The organism is Marinobacter confluentis (assembly GCF_004785685.1).
Lineage (GTDB): Bacteria > Pseudomonadota > Gammaproteobacteria > Pseudomonadales > Oleiphilaceae > Marinobacter > Marinobacter confluentis.
In genome coordinates this window covers 535,812-558,479 of record NZ_SRPF01000001.1, presented here as the reverse complement: position 1 = coordinate 558,479, position 22,668 = coordinate 535,812, and the positions used below count along the sequence as shown (strand labels likewise).

At 58.5% G+C, this 22,668-nt stretch carries 23 protein-coding genes; 11 read left to right on the top strand and 12 right to left on the bottom strand.

Annotation, left to right across the window (positions count from 1 at the left end; genetic code table 11):
* Positions 1–50: 50 nt before the first annotated feature.
* Positions 51–1,784 carry a proline--tRNA ligase gene (locus E5Q11_RS02630; RefSeq protein WP_135801839.1) on the top strand — a complete coding sequence of 578 codons (1,734 nt, stop codon included), beginning with the start codon at positions 51–53 and terminating at the stop codon, positions 1,782–1,784.
* Positions 1,785–1,791: 7 nt separating this feature from the next.
* Here the strand turns inward: E5Q11_RS02630 and murB are convergent, their stop codons facing one another.
* The 9 genes from murB to E5Q11_RS02585 all read right to left on the bottom strand — a co-directional run bounded on the left by murB (position 1,792) and on the right by E5Q11_RS02585 (position 10,675).
* Positions 1,792–2,835, bottom strand: a complete 1,044-nt coding sequence (murB, locus tag E5Q11_RS02625; RefSeq protein WP_135801838.1) for a UDP-N-acetylmuramate dehydrogenase — start codon at positions 2,833–2,835, stop codon at positions 1,792–1,794.
* A complete protein-coding gene (locus E5Q11_RS02620; RefSeq protein WP_135801837.1) occupies positions 2,832–3,311 on the bottom strand; it encodes a low molecular weight protein-tyrosine-phosphatase in 480 nt (159 codons plus the stop codon). Before E5Q11_RS02620 ends, murB begins: the two co-directional genes overlap by 4 nt.
* Positions 3,304–4,095: a 3-deoxy-manno-octulosonate cytidylyltransferase gene (gene kdsB, locus E5Q11_RS02615; RefSeq protein ID WP_135801836.1), complete on the bottom strand. Its 792-nt coding sequence runs from the start codon at positions 4,093–4,095 to the stop codon at positions 3,304–3,306. The genes E5Q11_RS02620 and kdsB overlap by 8 nt, the downstream gene beginning before the upstream one ends.
* Positions 4,096–4,106: 11 nt before the next feature.
* Entirely contained in the window at positions 4,107–4,295 is a 189-nt protein-coding gene (locus E5Q11_RS02610; protein ID WP_135801835.1) for a Trm112 family protein, read from the bottom strand.
* Between the two features lies 1 nt (position 4,296).
* Positions 4,297–5,325 (bottom strand): tetraacyldisaccharide 4'-kinase, encoded by a 1,029-nt coding sequence (gene lpxK / locus E5Q11_RS02605; protein WP_135801834.1) that lies wholly within the window; start codon positions 5,323–5,325, stop codon positions 4,297–4,299.
* Complete coding sequence (gene msbA, locus E5Q11_RS02600; protein WP_135801833.1) at positions 5,322–7,103, bottom strand: lipid A export permease/ATP-binding protein MsbA; 1,782 nt, start codon at positions 7,101–7,103, stop codon at positions 5,322–5,324. Before msbA ends, lpxK begins: the two co-directional genes overlap by 4 nt.
* Positions 7,100–7,522, bottom strand: a complete 423-nt coding sequence (locus tag E5Q11_RS02595) for an ExbD/TolR family protein (protein WP_135801832.1) — start codon at positions 7,520–7,522, stop codon at positions 7,100–7,102. The genes msbA and E5Q11_RS02595 overlap by 4 nt, the downstream gene beginning before the upstream one ends.
* Before the next feature lie 5 nt (positions 7,523–7,527).
* Positions 7,528–8,154 (bottom strand): MotA/TolQ/ExbB proton channel family protein, encoded by a 627-nt coding sequence (locus tag E5Q11_RS02590; RefSeq protein ID WP_135801831.1) that lies wholly within the window; start codon positions 8,152–8,154, stop codon positions 7,528–7,530.
* A gap of 109 nt (positions 8,155–8,263) precedes the next feature.
* Positions 8,264–10,675 (bottom strand): DNA internalization-related competence protein ComEC/Rec2, encoded by a 2,412-nt coding sequence (locus E5Q11_RS02585; RefSeq protein WP_135801830.1) that lies wholly within the window; start codon positions 10,673–10,675, stop codon positions 8,264–8,266.
* A gap of 34 nt (positions 10,676–10,709) precedes the next feature.
* On the opposite strand from E5Q11_RS02585, the gene E5Q11_RS02580 reads away from it, so the two are divergent.
* Entirely contained in the window at positions 10,710–11,285 is a 576-nt protein-coding gene (locus E5Q11_RS02580; RefSeq protein ID WP_135801829.1) for a DUF2062 domain-containing protein, read from the top strand.
* On the opposite strand, the gene E5Q11_RS02575 is transcribed toward E5Q11_RS02580, so the two are convergent.
* Together E5Q11_RS02575 and E5Q11_RS02570 are read right to left on the bottom strand one after the other, a co-directional pair.
* Complete coding sequence (locus E5Q11_RS02575) at positions 11,273–11,983, bottom strand: ABC transporter ATP-binding protein (RefSeq protein WP_135801828.1); 711 nt, start codon at positions 11,981–11,983, stop codon at positions 11,273–11,275. The two genes, E5Q11_RS02580 and E5Q11_RS02575, sit on opposite strands and share 13 nt — an antisense overlap.
* Complete coding sequence (locus E5Q11_RS02570) at positions 11,976–13,217, bottom strand: lipoprotein-releasing ABC transporter permease subunit (RefSeq protein WP_135801827.1); 1,242 nt, start codon at positions 13,215–13,217, stop codon at positions 11,976–11,978. Before E5Q11_RS02570 ends, E5Q11_RS02575 begins: the two co-directional genes overlap by 8 nt.
* A gap of 126 nt (positions 13,218–13,343) precedes the next feature.
* Here E5Q11_RS02570 and E5Q11_RS02565 point away from each other — a divergent pair, with 126 nt between their 5' ends.
* The 9 genes from E5Q11_RS02565 to infA all read left to right on the top strand — a co-directional run bounded on the left by E5Q11_RS02565 (position 13,344) and on the right by infA (position 20,309).
* On the top strand, positions 13,344–13,940 hold the full coding sequence (locus E5Q11_RS02565) for a PilZ domain-containing protein (protein WP_135801826.1): 597 nt from the start codon (positions 13,344–13,346) through the stop codon (positions 13,938–13,940).
* Between the two features lie 155 nt (positions 13,941–14,095).
* A complete protein-coding gene (locus tag E5Q11_RS02560) occupies positions 14,096–14,401 on the top strand; it encodes a hypothetical protein (RefSeq protein WP_135801825.1) in 306 nt (101 codons plus the stop codon).
* 92 nt (positions 14,402–14,493) lie between these two features.
* Complete coding sequence (locus tag E5Q11_RS02555) at positions 14,494–15,531, top strand: agmatine deiminase family protein (RefSeq protein ID WP_135802407.1); 1,038 nt, start codon at positions 14,494–14,496, stop codon at positions 15,529–15,531.
* The gene (locus E5Q11_RS02550) at positions 15,528–16,448 is read left to right on the top strand and encodes a carbon-nitrogen hydrolase (protein WP_135801824.1); all 921 of its coding nucleotides are present in this window, start codon (positions 15,528–15,530) and stop codon (positions 16,446–16,448) included. Before E5Q11_RS02555 ends, E5Q11_RS02550 begins: the two co-directional genes overlap by 4 nt.
* A gap of 7 nt (positions 16,449–16,455) precedes the next feature.
* Positions 16,456–17,367 carry an AAA family ATPase gene (locus E5Q11_RS02545; RefSeq protein ID WP_135801823.1) on the top strand — a complete coding sequence of 304 codons (912 nt, stop codon included), beginning with the start codon at positions 16,456–16,458 and terminating at the stop codon, positions 17,365–17,367.
* 46 nt (positions 17,368–17,413) lie between these two features.
* Complete coding sequence (gene trxB / locus E5Q11_RS02540; RefSeq protein WP_135801822.1) at positions 17,414–18,364, top strand: thioredoxin-disulfide reductase; 951 nt, start codon at positions 17,414–17,416, stop codon at positions 18,362–18,364.
* A 195-nt stretch (positions 18,365–18,559) separates the two neighbouring features.
* The gene (gene aat, locus E5Q11_RS02535; RefSeq protein WP_135801821.1) at positions 18,560–19,297 is read left to right on the top strand and encodes a leucyl/phenylalanyl-tRNA--protein transferase; all 738 of its coding nucleotides are present in this window, start codon (positions 18,560–18,562) and stop codon (positions 19,295–19,297) included.
* A complete protein-coding gene (locus E5Q11_RS02530) occupies positions 19,298–20,011 on the top strand; it encodes an arginyltransferase (RefSeq protein ID WP_135801820.1) in 714 nt (237 codons plus the stop codon).
* 79 nt (positions 20,012–20,090) lie between these two features.
* The gene (gene infA, locus E5Q11_RS02525) at positions 20,091–20,309 is read left to right on the top strand and encodes a translation initiation factor IF-1 (RefSeq protein ID WP_135801819.1); all 219 of its coding nucleotides are present in this window, start codon (positions 20,091–20,093) and stop codon (positions 20,307–20,309) included.
* A 75-nt stretch (positions 20,310–20,384) separates the two neighbouring features.
* On the opposite strand, the gene clpA is transcribed toward infA, so the two are convergent.
* A complete protein-coding gene (clpA, locus tag E5Q11_RS02520) occupies positions 20,385–22,652 on the bottom strand; it encodes an ATP-dependent Clp protease ATP-binding subunit ClpA (RefSeq protein ID WP_135801818.1) in 2,268 nt (755 codons plus the stop codon).
* Positions 22,653–22,668: the final 16 nt, after the last annotated feature.

Here is a 22,668-nt window from a genome sequence, read left to right as displayed (position 1 = left end):
CAGACTTTCGGACAGATCACCCATCTCAATAAATGCCGACGGATCCCATTATGCAAGCAAGCCGTTATCTGATTGCCACCCAGAAAGAGACCCCCGCAGACGCCGAGATCATCAGCCATCAGATGATGCTCAGGGCCGGAATGATCCGCAAGCTGGCCGCCGGTCTTTATACATGGCTGCCACTCGGGCTTCGGGTATTGCGCAAGGTTGAGCGAATCGTGCGCGAAGAAATGGACAAGAGTGGTGCCCAGGAAGTGCTGATGCCCGCCGTGCAGCCCTCCGAACTCTGGCAGGAATCCGGACGCTGGGTACAGTACGGCGGCGAACTGCTGCGCATGCAGGACCGCCATGGCCGTGACTTCTGCTTTGGTCCGACCCATGAAGAAGTCATCACTGACCTGGTTCGCAACGAACTGAAAAGCTACAAAGAGCTGCCGGCCAATTTCTATCAGATCCAGACCAAGTTCCGTGATGAACGCCGCCCGCGTTTTGGCGTCATGCGCGCCCGTGAATTTATCATGAAAGACGCCTACTCTTTTCACCTGAACAAGGAGTCACTCAACGACACCTATCAGGTCATGCATCGCACCTATTGCGCCATCTTCGACCGCCTGGGAATGGACTATCGCCCGGTAGAGGCAGATTCCGGCGCCATCGGTGGCAGTGCCTCCCATGAGTTCCACGTACTGGCCTCATCCGGCGAAGACGCCATCGTGTTCAGCACCGACAGCGATTACGCCGCCAACATCGAAAAAGCGGTGGCACTGCCGCCCCAGGGCCCTCGCCCCGCGCCCACCGTTGATATGAAAGAAACAAACACCCCAGGGCAGCGCACCATCAGTGACATTGCCAACTTTCTGAGCATTGAGGCCAGCACTACGGTCAAAACCCTGCTGGTGAAAGCTGAAGAGGATGAGAACGGCAACAGTGGACTGGTCGCCCTGGTTCTGCGCGGCGATCATAACCTGAACGAAATCAAGGCTGAAAACCTACCGGGCATTGCCGAGCCGTTGACCATGGCCACCGATGAGGAAATCGAACAGGCCGTTGGCTGCAAAGCCGGTTCTATCGGGCCGGTGAATCTGCCGGTGCCGGTCATCGTGGACCGCAGCGCTGCACACCTGGCAGATTTCGTCTGTGGTGCCAACAAGGATGATTTCCACCTGACCGGCGTTAACTGGGAGCGCGATCTGCCGCTACCCCGGGTTGAGGACCTTCGCGATGTGGTGGAAGGCGACGCCAGTCCCGATGGCAAGGGCACCCTGGAAATCCGTCGGGGCATTGAAGTGGGGCACATCTTCAAACTGGGCAACAAGTACAGCAGCGCCATGAACGCCACCGTGCTGGATGAAAACGGTAAGGCCAACATCCTGGAAATGGGATGCTACGGCATTGGCGTGTCCCGCATCGTCGCCGCGTCCATTGAACAGAACCATGACGACAAGGGCATCATCTGGCCGGAGGCCATCGCCCCGTTCGAGGTCGCTATCGTGACACTGAACGGCCACAAGTCACCGGCGGTTCAGGAGGCAGGCGAGCGGCTTTACACCCAGCTCAGGCAGGCCGGCTTTGACGTGCTGCTCGACGACCGAAAAGAGCGCCCGGGCGTAAAGTTTGCCGATATCGAGCTGATCGGCATACCCCATCGTCTTGTGGTATCCGACCGGGGGCTGGAAGCCCAGACCCTGGAATACAAGGGCCGTCGCGATGCCGACAAGCAGGACATTGCGCTGGACGAGGCCCTGCCCTTCCTGATCAACCAGTCGCCCAGAAACGGGCTTTAATCAACCCTCAGGGCCCGGCGGAAACCTCGCCGACAACGCCGGGCTCCATTTCCAGTTCAATACCGAAGCGTAACCGGACGTCCTCGCGGATTCGGGCCGCCAGGTCCAGGATATCCTGCCCATTGCCGTCCGAGTGGTTGACCAGCACCAGTGCCTGCCGGTTATGGACGCCAACGCGCTCGTCCCGATACCCCTTCCAGCCACACTGGTCAATCAGCCAGGCCGCGGCCACTTTGGCGGAGGTTTCCCCGGGGTAGCCGGCTGCATCAGGGTACTTCTTTTTGAAAGCGTGCCACGCATCAAGAGACAGAACCGGATTCTTGAAAAAGCTGCCTGCGTTGGGAAGCTGGGCCGGGTCAGGCAGTTTACGGCGTCGTACCGCCATCACCGCATGCGCCACATCCAGAGGAGTCAGCCGACTGGTGTCCTGACCATCCAGGTAGTCAGTCAGGTCCCGGTAGCCCAGTTGCAGGTCACGGGTGCGGGACAGTCGCAACCGCACCTTGATGATCACATAACGCCCTGGCTGATGCTTGAAAAGGCTGTCGCGGTAGCTGAACTGGCACTGGTCACAGGTCAGCTGAACCTCCTCACCGGTGGTGCGGTCCAGCGCCGTCAGATCCACCAGGGTGTCTGCCAGTTCGCTGCCATAGGCACCGATATTCTGCACCGGTGCCGCGCCCACTGTGCCGGGTATCAAGGCGAGATTCTCAATCCCTCGATATCCTGCCCCTGCGGCATAGAGCACGCAGTCATGCCAGGATTCCCCGGCACCCAAGGCGAGTATGGCGGAGTCGTTTTCAATGTCTTGCCAGCAACGCCCATTGATCGACACCTGCAGAACCAGACCAGGGAAATCGCCGGCAAACACCAGGTTACTACCACCCCCCAGAATCAGCGTTCCAAGGCCCTGGCGGGCGGCCCAGTCCAACGCTTCGGCGAGTTCGCCAATGGATCGGACCTGGACGAAATAACGCGCCTTTGCGGCAATACCAAGGCTGTTTTTTTCCCGCAGGCTGACCCACTCACGAATGGCTGGGCCAAGGCTCAAGCCAGTCTTTCCTTTAACTGTGCGAGAAGTCCATCGCTGGCATCGTTAATCAGGTCCAGCACCGTTTCAAAGCCCTGGTCACCGCCATAGTAGGGGTCGGGCACCTGGGTGTGACGGGACTGGCCATAGCTCAGGAACAGCTCAGGACGGGTGCCCTCATTGCCTGCACGGATGCGTTCCACATCCGCCAGGTTCTGCTGATCCATCACCAGCACGTAATCAAATTCATTCAGATCCGAGGCCTGAAACTGACGCGCCCGCAGGCCACTGATATCGACGCCCCGCTTTGCGGCCGCCGCCTGCGCCCTGGTGTCCGGCGCCTTGCCCACATGCCAGTCACCGGTGCCACAGGAATCAATAGTCACTCGGTCTGCAAGCCCCGCATCCTCAACAACCTTGCGAAAGACACCCTCTGCCGTGGGGGACCGACAGATATTTCCCAGGCACACAAACAGTACGCTTACCGATTTACTCATGAAGCACCCCGCTTTTATCAACCATCGCCCTGAGCCGTTCCAGATCCTGCTGGGTATCCACGCCGGCCGCGGGCTTTTCGCTGGCCTGGGCCACATGAATCAACGCGCCGTTGTACAGCGCTCGCAGCTGTTCCAGCGACTCGGTCACCTCAGTCGGCGCCGGCGACCAGTCAACAAAGGCCCGCAGCAGGCTTACGCGGTAGCCATAGATGCCAATGTGCCGGAAGTAATGAGCACTGGCCGGCATCGGCCGGTTTCCCGGGGATGACAGGCCTGCGCTCCATTCTTCCCTTGCCCAGGGAATGGGAGCCCGGCTGAAATAATGCGCCATGCCCCTGGCATCGGTGACTACCTTGACCACGTTAGGATTGAAAAGGGTAGCGGTGTCGGTGATTGGCTCGCAGAGGGTTGCAATGGAAGCCTCCGGAAAAGCTTCGAGATTGTCAGCGACCTGATCGATCAGCGCGGGCGGTATCAGCGGTTCGTCCCCCTGCACGTTCACCACGCGGTCCCGGGGGTCGAATTCCAGTTTGCGGGCGACTTCTTCCAGGCGGTCAGTCCCGCTGGCATGGTCGGCCGAGGTCATGACCACTTCGGCGCCAAACTGGCGGCAGGCGTTCTCGATCCGGCTATTGTCTGTTGCAATTACCACGCGGGAGGCGCCGCTCTCGCAGGCCCGCTCATAGACATGCTGAACCATGGGCTTGCCGCCAATGTCCGCCAGCGGCTTGCCCGGCAATCGGGTGGAGGCATATCGGGCGGGAATCACCACAATGTACGACATATTAATTCCTGTTAGCGTTTATCCAGACGCTCGTCGGTGCTGAGTGTGCGTGCTTCAGAGCTTAACATCACCGGTATCCCTTCGCGGATCGGAAACGCCATGGCGTCCATGTAGCACACCAGTTCCGTGCGCTCCTTGTTCAACTTCAGGTCCCCTTTGCAGACGGGACAGGCCAGCAGGGCCATCAGTTTCTTGTCCATATTACTTCTCTTTATCGGTTGAAGGGGCAGCGGCCATGGATCGTCCGGCGGCTTCCACGGCTGACATGAATGCCAGGGCGAATGCGTCAGGAAGCTGTGCCTCGACCTCCAGCACCCAGGCATTATCCGGCGCCAGGTCGCGACATTTCACCGCATCTTTGGCAGTCATCACCAGCCACTGGTCCGGGTGCTCACAGCGAAGGTCCTGCGCGGTGAACCGGTGGTGGTCCGGAAGCGCCCGTTCGCTGAGCCTTGCCCCGAGGCTTCTCAGTGTATCGAAAAACCGGCCGGGATTGCCTATACCGGCTACTGCCATCACGGATTTTCCACGAATGTCGGCCAGAGGCAGGGTTCGGCCAGTGGCTAGATGCCGGATACAGGTCGGTACCAGTGTCATGGTGTATTGCTGCGAATGCTCTATTTCCTCCAGCCAGCCGCCATTGGTGATCACAAAGTCCACGGATTCGAGGCGTTCAGGCAGTTCACGCAGGGGCCCGACGGGAATCGGTGCACCGTTGCCAAGCCCTCGCTGGCCATCGAACACCGCCAGTTCGATATCCCGGGGAAGCCGGTAATGCTGAAGACCATCGTCACAAAGCATGATATTGCCCAGGCCCTGATCCAGGGCCCAGAGCGCTCCCTGGCGCCGATCCGGATCAACCACCACTGGGCATTTGGCCTGGGCCGCAAGCATCACCGGCTCATCACCGGCCACGGCAGCGGCGGTATCCGGCAACACCTGCAATGGGTAATGATCGGATTTGCCGCCATAGCCGCGGGTGAGAATCACCGGGCACCAACCTTCCTGTTTCAGTAGCCGGGCCAGCATGGCCGTCAGGGGGGATTTTCCGGTGCCACCGGCGGTAATATTGCCGACCACAACCACTGGCACGGAAATCGGAGAATCCTTTGCCTGCCAGGCGGCCCGACGGCGATGCTCGGCGATAAACCTGTAGAGCCAGGCCAGCGGGTAGAGCGGCCAGAGCGGCCGCCCCTTGCCGTACCAGAGCCGATCAACCCGGGATCTCATCCCTGCTCGCTGAACTGCATCTGATGGAGTTGAGCATAAGCCCCGCCCTGCGCCAGAAGTTCACTGTGCCGGCCGGATTCGATAATGCGCCCGCCATCCATGACCAGAATGCGATCGGCTTTCTCGATGGTGGACAGGCGGTGGGCAATCACCAGCGTGGTGCGACCTTTCATGACATATTCCAGTGCTTCCTGGATATGGCGTTCGGACTCAGTATCCAGTGCCGACGTCGCCTCGTCGAGAATCAGAACCGGCGCATCCTTCAGCAGCGCGCGGGCGATGGCCAGGCGCTGGCGCTGACCGCCCGACAGCATCACCCCGTTATCACCGATCATGGTCTGCAGGCCCTCCGGCATGCGATCAATGAATTCCAGGGCATGGGCTTTGGCCGCGGCCTCACGGATCTGCTCTTCGGGGCAGTCCCGTAGTACGCCATAGGCGATGTTCGCAGCGATGGTATCGTTGAAAAGCACTACATTCTGGGTCACCAGAGCAATCTGGGCCCGCAGGGCTTCCAGGGAGTATTCCTTCAGGGAGTGCCCATCCAGACGGATATCGCCACCGGTGAATTCATAGAACCTCGGCAGCAGGCTTACCAGCGTGGACTTGCCGCTGCCGGACCGGCCCACCAGAGCAACGCTTTGCCCCGGTGGTATGGTCAGCGAAATGTCCTGCAGGACGTCATCCATCTGTTCCCGATAACGGAACGACAGGTGATCGAATTCAACCTCGCCTTCTACCCGATCTGGTGCGTAGGTGCCGGTGTCGTTCTCGGGTTTTTCATCAATGGTGGAAAACACATCGTGGGAAGCCGCAACGCCCTTCTGGATCTTGGAGTGAACCGAAGTTACCTGGCGGATGGGCTTGGCCATGGTAGTGGCGGCGGTAATGAACGCCACCAGTTCACCGGTGGTCATGGCGCCGCGAATTTCTGGTGCCAGCATGGTCCACACCAGTGCCGCGATGGCAATGGCAACCAGCACCTGAATCACCGGCACGCTGATTGCCTGGGTGGTGGCCATTTTCAGGCTCTGTTCCAGATTTTTCTCGCTGACCCGGCGGAAACGGTCACGCTCGTACTGTTCGCCGCCAAAGGTGCGGACAACCCGGTAGCCGCTGATGGATTCCGAGGCAACGTGGGTAATATCCCCCATCGAACTCTGGATGCGCTGGCTGATTTTACGGAACCGGCGGCTGGCATAATTGACCACCAGCGCAATCAGCGGCCCAACGGCCAGAAAGACCAGGGTGAGCTTCCAGTTGGTGTAGATCATGAACAACAGAAGACCAATGATCGTGAGGCCTTCCCGAAGGATAATCGTGATTGCATTACTGGCGGCCTGGGCGACCTGCTCTACGTTAAACGTCAGTTTTGATACCAGCCTTCCGGACGCATTTTCATCGAAAAACCGCGACGGCAATGCCAGCAGCTTGTCGAAAACCTGCTTGCGCAGTGCGTTGATAACGTTCCGGCCCACATAATTGATGTAGTACTGGCTCAGGAAAAACCCGACACCCCTGAGCGCAAACACCCCCACAATCATCCCGGTCAGCAAGATCCGGTTTTCATCGGTCGGGTTCTCAAGAGCCGCTATGACGTATTCCATGGCAGCGGCCATTCCAGTCGCGGCTACGGCATAGATCACGTTACCGATGACGGCCAGCATGAACGCAAACCAGAAGGGTTTGACGTATTTCAGCAAACGCTTGTAGATCTGCCAGCTTGAGTCCGATGAACGGCGCCGGTTTCCCTGGTCTGTCTCAGTGGCTTCGCTCACTGGGGCTCACCCTGTCTTTCGGTGGTAATACTCAGTCTGGAAAAGCCCAGTGAGCCGGCAACGTCCATGGCGCGCACCACAAACTCATGGGGTGTTCGTGCGTCGGCGGTAATGATGAATGGCAAGGAGGTGTCGCCGCCGGCCAGTTCGGTCACCGCCCGCTCGAGGGTTTCACGACGGTTGTTCACCAGCTCCCGATCATTCAGCCGGTACTGGCCATCAGAGTTGATGACCACATCGATCAGTTCGGCCTGCTGTTCCGAGCGTTCACCGTTGGCCTCTGGCAGCTCTATATTCAGATGGCTTTCCCGGGTGAAGGTGGTGGAAACCATGAAGAAAATGAGCAGCAGAAACACAACGTCGATCAGCGGCGTCAGATCGACACCGACTTCCTGGCTTCTCTGGCGCTTGAACTTCACGGTGTTCAGGCTCCTTCCACGTCAATTTCGCGGTCGCCGTGGACCACTTCAACCAGCTTGATGGCTTCCTGTTCCATGCCGACCACCAGCTCGTCAACGCGGCGGATAAAGTAGCGGTGACAGATCAGCGCAGGAATCGCCACGCTCAGGCCGGATGCCGTGGTAATCAGGGCCTCGGAGATACCGCCGGCAAGGTTGCCGGCATTGCCGACACCGGCCAGCTGGATTTCCGCAAACACCTTGATCATGCCAATGACCGTGCCCAGAAGGCCAAGCAGTGGCGTAATGGTGGCAATCGTGCCAAGAGGATTGAGAAACCGCTCAAGGTCATGGATAACCTGGCTGGCCTCGTGTTCAATGCTCTCTTTCATGATTTCCCGGCCATGCTTGGCGTTCATCAGGCCGCCAGCCAGAATCCGCCCAAGCGGCGATGAGCCCTGAAGGGCCTTGAGCTTTCTGCCATTCAGTTCTTTCTTTTTAATCCAGCGCCAGAGCTCGTTAATGGTCTGCTGTGGCGCAACCCTTGAGGGTCTGAGGCTGTAAAACCGCTCAAGAACAATGGCGAGGGCAATAATGGAACAGGCAAGAATCGGCACCATGAGGATGCCACCCGCTTTCAGAAGCTCGAACACGCTTGGTCTCCCTGATTGTTTGCAAGCCGCGCTACTTTAGCATAGCTGCCAGTTGTCGCCACACCCGCAGGTTGGCGGAATTTGAACAGGGTCTGGCTTTACCGGCGGATCAGCGGTGCCGGTCAATCCAGAAGGGCGCGCGTTCTCGGGTTTCGGTCACCCTGACGCCGTCCGGCCCGACCAGCAGGTGCACGGCACCTGAGGTCGCGGTATTGAGAAGCTGCGCGCCAGCCGCCTGATAGCGCGCGACGACATCCGGGTGGGGGTGCCCGTAACGGTGCTGATAGCCGGCGGTGAATAACACCAGGTCCGGGGCAAGCCGGTTCACCCACTCTGAGGACGACGATGTCCGGCTGCCATGGTGTGGGGCGAGGACCATGCGATATGGATCAATTTCGGCAGCCGCTGCCGATTGCTCGGCCAGAAACGCCAGCTCGGTTTCCACCGAAATATCCCCGCTGAGAATCAGTTCCTTACGACCTTTGTTGAATGACAGGGTCAGCACACAGGAGGCATCGTTGCCTTTTGGGCTCGTAGCTTCGTCATCCCTACCCAGTTGCCAGGCGCTGGTCACCAGCCCCGGCGCAAACGACCAGTCAGAATCTGTCGGGCATGGACCAATGACGAGGTCCTGTGCCAACCCTGAACTTTCCGCAAGCCGGTCCGGCTCGCCACTGACAATCGAGTCGACCTCGAAATTCTCTAGCAGCAGTGGCAGACCGCCAGAATGATCGCCATCGGCATGGCTGATCACCAGGGTGTTGATACGGTGGATACCCAGGGCTTTCAGATTCGGGACAAGGACGGACTCCACCGCCGAATAGACGCCTTCAAGCGCTGGCCCGGTATCGTAAAGCAACACCCGGTCTCCGTGACGCACCAAAATCGACAGCCCCTGCCCCACATCCCAGACCCATATTTCCGGTTGGCTTACGCTGGCGTTTACTGAATCGGAGCCACCAAACCAGAGGCCTCCGGCCGCGCTCAACCAAATCATTCCAGTCAGCCCAAGCGCAAGCCGATAGCCCCGGAATGGCAGGATCAGAGCCATTGGCACAAGCACGGCGGCACCGATCAGCTCGGGAATGTCCGGTGAGGGCTCCGGCAGGTGCAGATTCGCCGCCTGCTGCAGAAACCACCAGAACCCCTGCAACAGCCAGTCGAGCACACCGATGATCAGCCAGTCCGCCCAGGGCAATATGACCATGGCCAGGGCGCACAGGAACACGGCCGGCATGATCAGCAGCGATACCAAAGGAATGGCCACCAGATTGGCAAAGAAGCCGACTAGCGGCTGGGACTGGTCCAGAAACGCCAGGATTGGCCACAGCAGCGCGAAAATCGCCACCTGCGCCAGAATCAGGCCGCGCCACCACGCTGTTGGGCGAAGCAGGCCGCTAAAAACCAGCGTCAGGATTCCGACTGCGCCGAAGGACAACCAGAAGCCCTGATCCAGAGGTGAAAAAGGATCAATGAAAAGCACCAGAAACAGGGCCAGAAGCACCGCATCGCTTGCCGGGCCGCGCCGGGCATGGAGCACCCACCAGCAACCCACAACCACCATGATCAATGCCCGTCGTGTCGGCACGGAAAAGCCTGCTGCCAGGGCATACACAAGGCTTGCCAGGCACACCAGCAGGAACAGAACCAACCGGGACCGGGCCGGCGGCATCCAGGGCTCCGGCAACCAGACCAGGCACCGACGGATCAGAAAACCAGCGCCTATGGCCACCAGCCCTAGATGCAGGCCCGAAATGGCGACCAGATGAATGGTGCCCGTGGCTTTCAGAACCTGCCAGTGTGACGGGTCCAACTGGCCCCGATACCCCAGCATCAATGACGCAATCAGCGGCCCTGATTCAGTGGAACCCAACCGCTGGATCAGGCCATCGACGGCCGATCTGCGCCATTGGTGATAATGACAGTGCAGGCCACAGGTCACCGAAGTGTCTTCCCCTGCCGCACGAATGGTGCCCGTTGCCCCGTAGTTCTGCCGGAAGAGCCAGGATTCGTAGCGGAAGCCACGGGGATTCACGGCTCCGTGGGGTTTTTTAAGCATCACAGTGAGCTTTAACCGGGTGGGCACCTGAAGACTGGCGTCATCGCCATACCAGGCCAGCCGGAGCCGTGATGGGAGTTTCTGGCCGGCCGGGTCAGGCTGAGTGCCATGCCACTGGGTCACACAGAAAGGAAACCGGACGCTCTGAAAGCTGCCGGGCTCGGGCACCCCGCAGACATAGCCGGACACATCCAACTCCCTGCCCTCAAACGCTGATGGAAGCCGTGTCTCAAGACGGGCTTCGGCATGCCAGGCGGCCCAGGCGAATCCGGCAACAACAGACGCCAGCGCCAGCCAGCAGACACGCCCCTGGCCACCAGACAGAGACAGGGCTGGTAAAAAGACCAACCCCATCACTAAGATAGGCCAGTACGAAGGTGGTAATGCTGTCAGGCGATACAGTAAGATAACGCCGCAAGCAAAGCAGGCAAGGCCGATCCTGGCCCTGAAACTTCCGGACAATCCCTGTCCCCTTAATTGTCAGCAGAACTTCCCGATGCCAAAGAAGTTCATGAAACGGTATTTACCAACGCCGGAAAGAGTGAGGGCCATCAGATCGCTCCACTTTCTTGGCGATATACTGCATGAACCCAACCTCTGGCACATCAATCGTCACAGTGTTGCCCGCGCCTTTCTGATCGGCATCTTCTTCACGTTTATTCCCATGCCGTTCCAGATGCTTGCCGCGGCGTTTTTTGCCATCTGGTTTAACGCCAACCTGCCACTGTCAGTCATCCTGGTGTGGATCAGCAACCCGGTCACCATGCCGCCCATCTTCTATTTCAATTACAAGATTGGCGCCGTGGTACTCGACCGCCCGTTGCTGGACTTCGAGTTTCAGCTCTCCTGGACCTGGCTCAGTGGTCGGCTGATGGATATCGGCATTCCTCTCTATCTTGGGTCGCTTCTGGTGGCAACCATCTGCGGCTGCCTGGCCTATCTGGTGATCCAGTACCTCTGGCGGCGTAAGGTCAGGAAAGACTGGCGCGAGCGCATTCGCGACCGGCGGCTGCAACGAATTACAGCAAGGGCGAACATCGACAAACCGGAGCCGCCGGCTCAGGACTCCTGAAAAAGCTGCCCCTGTTCCAGCCTCAGCACCCGGCCCAGGCTTCGGGCCATGGACATGTCGTGGGTCACTAGCACAAAAGCAATACCAATCTGATCCCGCAGTGACTCGATCAGCTCCTGAACGCCCCGACCGGTCTGTTCATCCAGGTTGCCAGTAGGCTCGTCCATCAGGACGCATTCAGGCTCGTTGACCAGAGCACGGGCAATCGCCACTCGCTGACGTTCGCCCCCGGACAACTCACCCGGCTTGTGCCTCAGGCGCTGCCCCAGACCCACGCGTTCAAGCATGGCCGCAGCCCGGTCCGAGGCCTTGCGAACGGACATGCCGCCAAGGGTGCCCGGCAACATCACATTTTCCAGCGCTGAAAATTCCGGCAGAAGATGATGAAACTGGTACACAAACCCCAGGTGCCGGTTCCTGAACCGGGCTCTGCCCGCCTCACTGAGCCGGTGAATGTCCTGTCCACAGATATCAATGTGCCCGGAAGACGGACGGTCCAGCCCGCCGAGCAGGTTCAGCAGCGTGGTTTTCCCGGCACCACTGCTACCGACAATGCCCACGGTTTCACCAGCGACCACCTGCAGTGATATATCCGAGAAAATCGTCAGTTCACTGGGCCCTTCACTGTAGGTCCGGGTGACTTTCTCGCAGTCAATCACCAGAGTTCTGTCCGGATTTACGGATGCTTGATCACTCATATCGAAGGGCCTCCGCCGGATCAACCCGCGACGCTCGCCAGGCCGGGTAAATGGTCGCCAGCAGGCTCAGTGCAAGGCCTGCTCCGCTGATAATGTAAACGTCCTGCCACAACAGCTGGGACGGAAGATAGCTGATGAAATACACATCGGAACTCAGGAACTGATGGCCAAGGGTGTTTTCCAACCAGGCAATAAACGCGCTGATATTGTAGGCACCAAGGATACCCAGAGTGGTTCCGACAATCGTGCCGGTCAGACCAATAACCGCACCCTGCACTATAAAGATCCGCATGATTCGCCCGGGCGTGGCGCCCATGGTTCGGAGGATGGCAATGTCCGCCGTTTTGTCGGTAACCACCATGACCAGCGTTGAAACAATGTTGAATGCCGCCACCGCCACGATGAACATCAGCAGCAGGCCGATCATGGTTTTCTCCATGCGAATAGCCTGGAACAGATTGCCGTGGGTCCGGGTCCAGTCGGAAATATAGTGGCGACCAGATAGCTGCCCCGCCACCTCCCTGGCCACCTGCGGCGCTTGGAACAGGTCGTCTACCAGAAGTCGGACACCCTCGGCTTTGCCGCCGGTGCGCATCAGTTTCGATGCATCGTCCATGTGAATCAGGGTGTAATTGCCGTCCAGTTCGGCGCCAACGCTGAACACCCCCTGGACGGTGAAACGCTTCAGGCGCGGCAGCACACCGGCCGGTGTCACCGAAGCTTCCGGTAACACCACGGTGACCTTGTCACCCAGGTCCAGCCCGAGACTCGAGGCCATCTGCTTACCGATGATGATGCCGAACTCGCCAGATCTGAGATCATCCAGCCCGCCTTTCAACATATGGTTCTCGATGATGGATACGGTGCGCTCCTGCTCTGGCAGAACCCCATTGAGCAGCACGCCCCGAACGTTTCCACCACCGGTCACCATACCCTGGCCCTGGATAAAGGGCGCTGCCGCCAGAACCGATGGATGCTGCTCGACTTCCCGGTCTACCGATTCCCAGTCCTGCAGTTCCGGATTCCCCTGAATCACCGCATGGGGCACCATGCCCAGAATCCGCTGCTTGAGCTCGCGGTCAAAACCGTTCATCACCGACAGAACAATGATCAGTACTGCAACGCCCAACATCAGGCCGATCATGGAGGTCAGGGAGATGAAGGAGATGAAGTGATTGCGTCGTTTGGCTGCGGTGTAACGCAGGCCGATGTAAAGTGATAAAGGTCTGAACATTTGGTAGGAGCCTGTCGCTGCCTTCTGGTGCTTCGGAATTCCCACCGTCTACGATCAGGCAGGAAGCTGCTAAACTTTCATGTTGACGGCGAGACTGTCGTCAAATTACCGCGCTGTGGAGCAAAAATGGCCGCGAATCACTCGGATAATCATCACCATGACCCGGCGTCCACTGCTGCAGACCGCCGCGATTTCTTTCGGATTACCGATCAGGTGGGGCTTGAAATTCGCCGTTTACCGCCGGAAGAGCCCCCCGCTGCCCCTTTCAATGACACCCATCTTGAAGCGCTTCGAGCCGAGTACCGCCGCCTGGACCAGGATGTGCGCTCGCAGCTGGCCACGCTTGCGGAACGGGACAGACTCCTCACCTCACTGATCAAATCAATCAACGGGAAGCTGGATACGCTGGCGCGCATTATGACCTTTGAGCAAAATCCGTTGCAACCTGAGGATTGGCGGGAAGTCACTCTCAGTGAGGGCGGGCTGTCGTTTACCACAACAACCGACGACTATTCCCTGGATGAGGAGCTGGCCCTGCGCCTGACCCTGCCACCAGAGCTCTTTCAACCCATGGCAACAGCAAGGATTCTATTCATTGATACGGATGGCAACACCGGCGAATACCGCGTCCACACCGAGTTTGTAGACATCCATGACCAGGACCGACAGCAGATTGCCCGACACGTTCTGCGCTGGCAGATCCGTCAGCGTCAGAACCGCTGATACAGCTTCTCTGACCTGAAAAGCATCGTGAAATTCACCAAACATCACAGAATCGGGGTGGTTTTTTCAGTCAATCTGTCGCAAATTACCATTTAACAATGTCCGGAATACTTCCAACAAATGCCGGGCCGAACAACCCAGGGAGTGAGTCACTGATGAAAAAACGTACACTGCAGGCCCTCTGTGCCGCCACCGTCGTCGGCTTTATGTTGACTCCCTTGAGCGCCGCTGTCGCCGAAGAGCTGCGGATGTCCCTCAAGGATCAGGCCCAGCGCAGTGCCCAGGAAGACCTTCCCCGCAATGGTCTGAGCGAGTCTTCAGTGGAGAATCGCTGGGGCCAGCCACAATCGGTCACCGGCCCTGTGGGTGATCCGCCAATCTATCAATGGCACTACCAGAATTTCACAGTGTATTTCGAGGGCAACCGGGTCATTCATTCGGTTCTCAGTCAGGATCGCTAAAAATTCGGTCTCATCTCCTGACGCAACGCAGTCTGTCCGTTAGAATGTCCGATTTTTAACAGGGTGATCCTATCTTGACCTCCAGACCTGTGATGCCTGCAGAATGGGAACCACAAAGCGCTGTCATGCTCACCTGGCCCCACCCGGGCACAGACTGGAGTGCGGTGCTTGATGAAGTAGAGCCGGTTTTCCTTGAGATCGCCCGCGCCGTTCTGCGGTTCGAAAACCTGATCATCAGTTGTGAACACGTGTTCAGGCTTCAAGCCCTTGAGAGGGAACTGAACCAGTTTGCCGTGGCGCATGGTCTGCCCGGGCGGGTCATCGGTGTTCCGGCACCGGCGAACGATACCTGGGCCAGAGATCACGGCCCTATTGCGCTGCGTAACGGCGAAGGCAAAACCGAACTGCTGGATTTCAGCTTCAACGCCTGGGGCGGCAAGTTTCCCTGGGAAAAAGACAACGCCCTGAACCGACACCTGGCCAGTTTTGGCAGCTTTGGCAAAACGCCCCTGGTTCCCGTTGACTTCGTGCTGGAAGGCGGCTCCCTGGAGTCAGACGGCGCCGGCACCCTGATGACCACAAGCGAGTGCCTGCTCACGCCATCCCGCAATCCGGACATGGACCGCTCAGCGATTGAGGCAATGCTGAAGGAAACCCTGGGCGCCCAGCGCGTGCTCTGGCTAAACCACGGCTACCTGGCCGGTGACGACACCGACAGCCACATCGATACCCTTGCCCGGTTCTGTGCGGCCGATCATATCTGCTACGTCGGCTGCCCCGATGTCAGCGACGAGCATTACAGCGCCATTGCCGCGATGGAAGAGGACCTGGCCCAGTTCCGCCAGGCCGACGGCACACCCTACCGCCTGACCACCCTGCCCTGGCCTGACGCCATCCACGACGAAGACGGCGAACGTCTACCGGCGACTTACGCCAATTTCCTGATCATCAACGGCGCCGTGCTGGTTCCGGTTTATGACGTGCCCCAGGACAACCAGGCCCTGGACATCCTGCGCCGCGTGTTTCCGGACCGCGAGATCATCGCCATCAATTGCCGCCCACTGATTCACCAGCACGGCAGCCTGCACTGCGTCACCATGCAGATACCCGAGGGAGTCGTGAACCCATGAAACAGCCGGACGACCGCCTGCTGAAAGTTGCGGCTATCCAACAGCTCTGTGGAGACAGCAAACAGGAGAACCTGGACACCAGTGAACGACTGATCCGTCAGGCAGCCTCCGAACAACATCAGTTGTTAGTGCTGCAGGAGCTCCATGCCACCCGGTATTTCTGCCAGACGGAAGACACCGCCGTGTTTGATCTGGCCGAGCCAATTCCCGGCCCAACCACAGAAAGACTGTCGGCGCTGGCGAAAGAACTGGGCATTGTGATTGTCGGCTCAGTTTTCGAACGCCGCATGAACGGCGTTTACCATAACACCGCCGTGGTGTTTGAGTCCGATGGCACCCTGGCAGGCCAGTATCGCAAGATGCACATCCCCGATGACCCGGGTTTCTATGAAAAATTCTACTTCACCCCGGGGGACTCGCTCCGGAACGATGGCAACAGTGGGTTCACCCCCATCGACACCTCCGTTGGCCGGCTGGGCGTGCTGGTCTGCTGGGATCAGTGGTACCCGGAAGCCGCCCGTCTGATGGCCCTGGCTGGCGCCGAAGTGCTGATCTACCCCACCGCCATCGGATGGGATGTCACCGATGACCCGGACGAACAGGCACGGCAACTGGAAGCCTGGGTGACCGTCCAGCGCGGACACGCGGTCGCCAATAACCTGCCGGTCATCGCCCCTAACCGGACCGGTGTCGAACCCGACCCTACCGGCACATCTGACGGCATCCGCTTCTGGGGCAACAGCTTTATCTGTGGCCCCCAGGGCGAATTTCTGGCCCGCGCAGACGAGGACGCCGAAACTATCCTGTCTGCGACCATCGACCGGCAGCGCAGTGAATCGATTCGCCGCATCTGGCCGTATCTTCGGGATCGTCGCATAGAGGCCTATGGCGACATCACAAAGCGGGTGAGGGACTAGGCAACAGATGCAAGCCAAGACAGACCGGGTGATTGAAGCGTTAAACAGCATTCTGCTGGGCAAAGAACATCAGGTTCGTCTTGCGCTGTGCGGGCTATTGGCAAAAGGCCATTTGCTGATTGAAGACATTCCCGGCATGGGCAAAACCACCCTGTCCCACGCCCTGGCAAAGGTCATGGGACTGACCTACAAACGTATCCAGTTCACCAACGATTTACTGCCCGCCGACGTACTGGGCTTTTCCATGTACGACAAAGCCGCTGGCAGCCTGATCTTTCACCCTGGACCGATATTCTCCCAGGTGGTCCTGGCGGACGAGATCAACCGGGCTTCCCCACGCACCCAGAGCGCCCTGCTGGAAGCCATGGAGGAACGTCAGGTATCGATCGAAGGCGAAACCCGGCCGTTACCAAGGCCGTTTTTTGTTATCGCTACCCAGAACCCCACTGAACAGGGCGGCACCTACCCGTTGCCGGAATCCCAGCTTGACCGCTTCCTGATGCGAATCCGCCTGGGCTACCCGGACCCGAGGGCCGAACGGGAACTGCTGGAAGGCGAGGACCGCCGCGCCCTGACCGAACGGCTGGCCACCTTCCTGTCTGATGAAGACCTTCAAGGCCTGCAACAGGCAGTTGAAAAAATCACCACCAGCCCTGCCCTGCTGGATTATGTTCAGCGCCTGCTGGAGCAGAGCCGCCGCATGCCGGGCCTGGTTTACGGTCTGTCGCCCCGGGCCGGTCTGGGGCTGGTCAGAGCCGCCAAAGCCTGGGCATTGATGAACGGCCGTAACCACGTACTGCCGGACGACATACAGGCCGTATTCCCTGCAGTGGCGGAACATCGTCTGGAACAGGGCGAATCCGGCAAAAGCCAGGAACGAATACGGCATCTGCTGACTTCAGTTTCCGTGATCGAGTGATTAAGATCCTACTACTCATTTCAATACCCGTAAGCGAGCTAGATCCATGAGCGAAACCAAGCATTCCAAACTCATTATCCTCGGCTCAGGCCCCGCCGGTTACACCGCTGCCGTATACGCTGCCCGCGCCAACCTGAACCCGACCCTGATCACCGGTATCGAAGTGGGCGGCCAGCTGACCACCACCACGGATGTTGATAACTGGCCCGGCGACAACGACGGCGTACAGGGCCCGGAACTGATGCAAAGGATGCTGAAACACGCCGAACGCTTCGAAACCAGCATCGTCTACGACACCATCAACGAAGCCGACCTGAACAACCGCCCCTTCCGGCTCAAGGGCGATAACGGCGAATACACCTGCGACGCGTTGATCATCGCCACTGGCGCCTCCGCCATGTACCTGGGCCTGGAATCGGAAGAGAAATTCAAAGGCCAGGGCGTGTCTGCCTGCGCCACCTGCGACGGTTTCTTCTACAAGAAACAGAAAGTCGCTGTTATCGGCGGCGGCAACACCGCCGTTGAAGAGGCCCTGTACCTGTCCAACATCGCCGACGAAGTCACCCTCGTGCACCGCCGCGACAGCTTGCGCGCTGAGAAAATCCTGCAGGACAAACTGTTCGAAAAAGCCAAAAACGGCAACGTCAAAATCGTCTGGGACCACACCCTGGACGAAGTCCTCGGCGACGGCACCGGCGTCACCGGCATGCGCATCAAAAGCATGAAAGACGGCTCCACCCAGGACCTGGACCTGGCCGGCGTCTTCATCGCCATCGGCCACAAACCCAACACCGACCTGTTCACCGGCCAGTTGGACATGGAAAACGGCTACATCCGCATCAAATCCGGCCTTGAAGGCATGGCCACGCAAAGCAGCGTGCCCGGTGTATTTGCGGCAGGCGATGTTGCCGACCATGTTTACCGTCAGGCGGTGACTTCGGCTGGATTCGGTTGCATGGCGGCGCTGGATGCTGAGAAGTTTCTTGATCAGGACTAGGCTTTAAATGGAGAGTGCTGCAAGGCAGGCAACTCCGAGGATCGACAAGGCGGGTGGGCAGGAATGTCTGAAACTGTGCGGAGCCATGGATGGCGGAGCCCAAGCGTCACACGGATGTGCCGCAAGGAGCGTGTTTCAGACATTTCTGCCCACCCGCCGACGCCTCCGAATTCTCAGAATTAACGCCGAACCCGAATGACTTCATTACCCTGGCTAGACCAAAAAGACCTCTGGTTCCCCGATCCCGAACAGGCCCTGGACGACCCCGATGGCCTGCTCGCCATAGGCGGCGACCTGTCTACGGAACGCCTGATCCTGGCCTACCAGAGCGGCATATTCCCCTGGTTCAGCGATGACCAACCCATCCTCTGGTGGTCCCCCAATCCAAGATGCGTCCTGTTCCCGAGCGAAATCCACATTGCCAGAAGCCTGCGCCGAACCCTCAACAGCCAATACTTCACCATCACCGCCGACCGGGCCTTCAGCCGCGTCATCCGCCTGTGCGCCCACACCCGCGCCGAAGGCACCTGGATCACCGAAGACATGATCGCCAGCTACAGCAAACTGCACAGACAGGGCATTGCCCACTCCATAGAAGCCTGGAACCCCAACGGCGAACTGGTGGGCGGCATGTACGGTGTGGCCCTTGGCCGCTGTTTCTTTGGCGAATCCATGTTCTCCCTGGAAACCAACGCCTCCAGAGTACTGATGGTGCACCTGGCGAGACAGCTTGAAGCCTGGGACTATGCCATCATGGACTGCCAGGTAGAAAGCGGCCACCTGCTGAGAATGGGCGCTCGCACTATTCCGCGGCGCCACTTTTTATCTATACTCAGGGAATCAGTCGGCCAGCCTCCCGGCGACAACCGGTGGAACATTGATTGGCAATGGCCGGGCCCGGACGGACCCAAACAGGCCAGAACGGAGGGCTAGATGAGCAACCTGAGAACCCTGGTGTTTTTCGCCACCCCTGCTCACGACTGCAGCTATCTGCCAGACCGGCAGGCGACCACCATGTTCGTCGACCCCAGGGCCAAAGTCGACAAGCGCCTTTACAGCCAGCTCACCGCTTTGGGATTTCGGCGCAGTGGCTCTCACTACTATCGCCCCCACTGCGAAACCTGTAGCGCCTGTGTACCGGTCCGGCTTCGGGTTGAGCACTTCAGCCCGGACCGCAGCCAGCGCCGGGTCCTGAAAAAAAACGGCGACCTGAATTGCACCATGGTGCGCGCCAGCTATACCGAACCTTATTACCAGCTCTATGCCCGCTATATTGAAGAACGCCATTCCGATGGTGATATGTATCCACCTTCCCGGGAACAGTTCACCTCGTTTCTGGTAGAAGGCGCCACCGATTCCTGGTTTCTTGAAATCAGGGATCGGGAGGCACTTGTAGGGCTGGCCGCCATAGACCAGCTTGATGAAGGGTTATCTGCAATCTACACCGTTTTTGATCCCGCCTACGAACACCGCAGCCTGGGAACCTTCGCGGTGCTTTGGCAGATCGAAGAGGCCCGGCGTCTGGAACTGCCGTATCTTTATCTGGGGTACTGGATCGCTGATTGCGGTAAAATGAACTACAAAACGCGATTTCGCCCCATAGAAGCGCTGAAAGACGGCCACTGGCAGACCATGACCACTGACTGACTTTTGCCATATCAACGCAAATAAGGCAGAATTGCGCAGTTTAAAATTATCGAAAGCCAATTTACGAGGTTTCTACTGAATGCCGAAGGCAGATGCTATTGAAATGGAAGGCGTTATTCTGGATACGCTTCCAAACACCATGTTTCGTGTTGAACTTGAAAACGGCCACGTTGTGACGGCTCACATTTCAGGAAAAATGCGTAAAAACTATATCCGCATCCTGACGGGCGACAAAGTGAAGGTCGAGCTGACACCCTACGACCTCAGCAAGGGCCGCATCGTTTACCGCGCCCGCTGATTTACACCGATATCTGATCGAACGAAAAAGGCCACACTCGAGAGTGTGGCCTTTTTGCTTACCGTGCGGCTGCCGTCAGACGGCTTCCGCCGGTTCGTCCTCGTATTCAAACACCAGCTCATCGTCCTTGAGGTGGATGAACACATCGCCACCTTTCTCTGACAGGCTGCCAAACAGGATCTGTTCGGCCAGCGGCCGCTTGATCTTGTCCTGGATCAGCCGCGCCATCGGGCGAGCACCCATGGTGACGTCATAGCCTTTTTCGGCCAGCCAGACTTTTGCGTCTTCATCGACATGCAGCACAACGTGTTTCTCATCGAGCTGGGCCTGAAGTTCGGTCAGGAACTTGTCGACCACGTGGGTGATGGTTGCAGGCTGCAGATCACCGAACTGGATAATGCCGTCCAGACGGTTGCGGAACTCAGGCGTGAAGGTCTTGGAAATGATTTCCATACCGTCACTGCTGTGGTCCTGCTCGCTGAAGCCGATGGAACGTCTGGCCATGCTTTCTGCCCCGGCGTTGGTGGTCATCACCAGAATCACGTGGCGGAAGTCCGCCTTGCGACCGTTATTGTCCGTCAGGGTACCGTGGTCCATCACCTGCAGAAGCAGGTTGAAGACTTCCGGATGGGCTTTCTCGATTTCATCCAGCAGCAGCACACAGTGCGGGTGCTTGCTGACGGATTCGGTCAACAGCCCGCCCTGATCGTAGCCAACATAGCCCGGAGGCGCACCGATCAACCTCGATACGGTGTGACGCTCCATGTACTCGGACATATCGAACCTGACCAGCTCGATACCCAGCACCTTGGCCAGCTGTTTGGTCACCTCGGTTTTACCCACACCCGTCGGGCCGGCAAACAGGAAGGCACCTTCCGGCTTCTCGGGCGCTTTCAGGCCGGCACGGGCCAGCTTGATCGCAGTCGACAGGGACTCGATGGCCGGATCCTGACCGAACACCACCATTTTGAGATCCCGCTCCAGGTTGCGAAGAAGATCCTTGTCACTGGTGGAGACATTCTTCGGCGGAATCCGTGCAATGTTGGCCACGACCTCCTCGATCTCCGGCACATCAATGGTTTTCTTGCGTTTTGACACCGCCAGCAGCCGCTGGTGGGCACCCGCTTCATCAATCACGTCGATGGCCTTGTCTGGCAGGTGACGATCTGTGATGTAGCGCTCTGATAGCTCAGCCGCCACTTTCAGCGCCTGATCCGTGTACTTCAGATCGTGGTGCTTCTCAAAGTGGGACTTCAGCCCTTTCAGAATCTGGAAGGTATCTTCAACGCTGGGCTCGTTCACATCAATTTTCTGGAAGCGACGGGCCAGGGCGCTGTCTTTTTCAAAAATACCCCTGAATTCCTGAAAAGTTGTCGAACCGATACAACGAATTTCACCGGAACTGAGCATTGGTTTCAGCAGGTTGGATGCGTCCATCACGCCACCGGACGCCGATCCGGCACCAATGATGGTGTGGATCTCGTCGATAAACAGGATCGCATGGTCTTCTTTCTTCAAGTCAGCGAGAAGGCCTTTCAGGCGTTTTTCGAAATCGCCCCGATACTTGGTGCCTGCCAGCAGCGCACCAAGGTCCAGCGAATAAACCACGCCGTCGGCGATGATGTCGGGCACCTGACCGTCTACAATCCGCTTGGCCAGCCCCTCTGCGATGGCGGTTTTGCCAACACCGGCCTCACCCACCAGCAACGGGTTGTTCTTGCGCCGCCGGACCAGAATCTGCACCACCCGCTCGACCTCGTGCTCGCGGCCGATCAGCGGATCAATTCTGCCCTGACGGGCCTGTTCATTCAGGTTGGTGGCGTAATTTTCCAGCGCACTGGAGCCAGCGCCCTCCTCGCCCATCTCTTCCTGGGCCGCCTGATCGTGCCCTTCATCTTCGGCGCCCTGTACCCGGGATATGCCGTGGGATACAAAGTTCACCACATCAATGCGGGCAATGCTCTGCTTCTTCAGCACGTACACTGCCTGGCTTTCCTGTTCACTGAAGATAGCGACCAGGACGTTGGCGCCGGTTACCTCTTTCTTGCCAGAGGACTGGACATGGAAAACAGCACGCTGCAAAACACGCTGGAATCCGAGCGTTGGTTGGGTTTCGCGATCATTGTCGCTACTGGGGATCAGTGGCGTGGTTGAATCTACAAACTCAACCAGTTCCTCCTGAAGCTGGGCCAGGTCTGCGCCACAGGCTTTCAGAACGCCCACTGCCGAATCGTTATCGAGCAAAGCCAGCAAAAGGTGCTCAACGGTCATGAATTCATGACGTTTGTCGCGCGCACTTTTGAAAGCCGAATTCAACGTAATTTCAAGATCTTTGCTCAGCATGGGCCACCCCAAATTC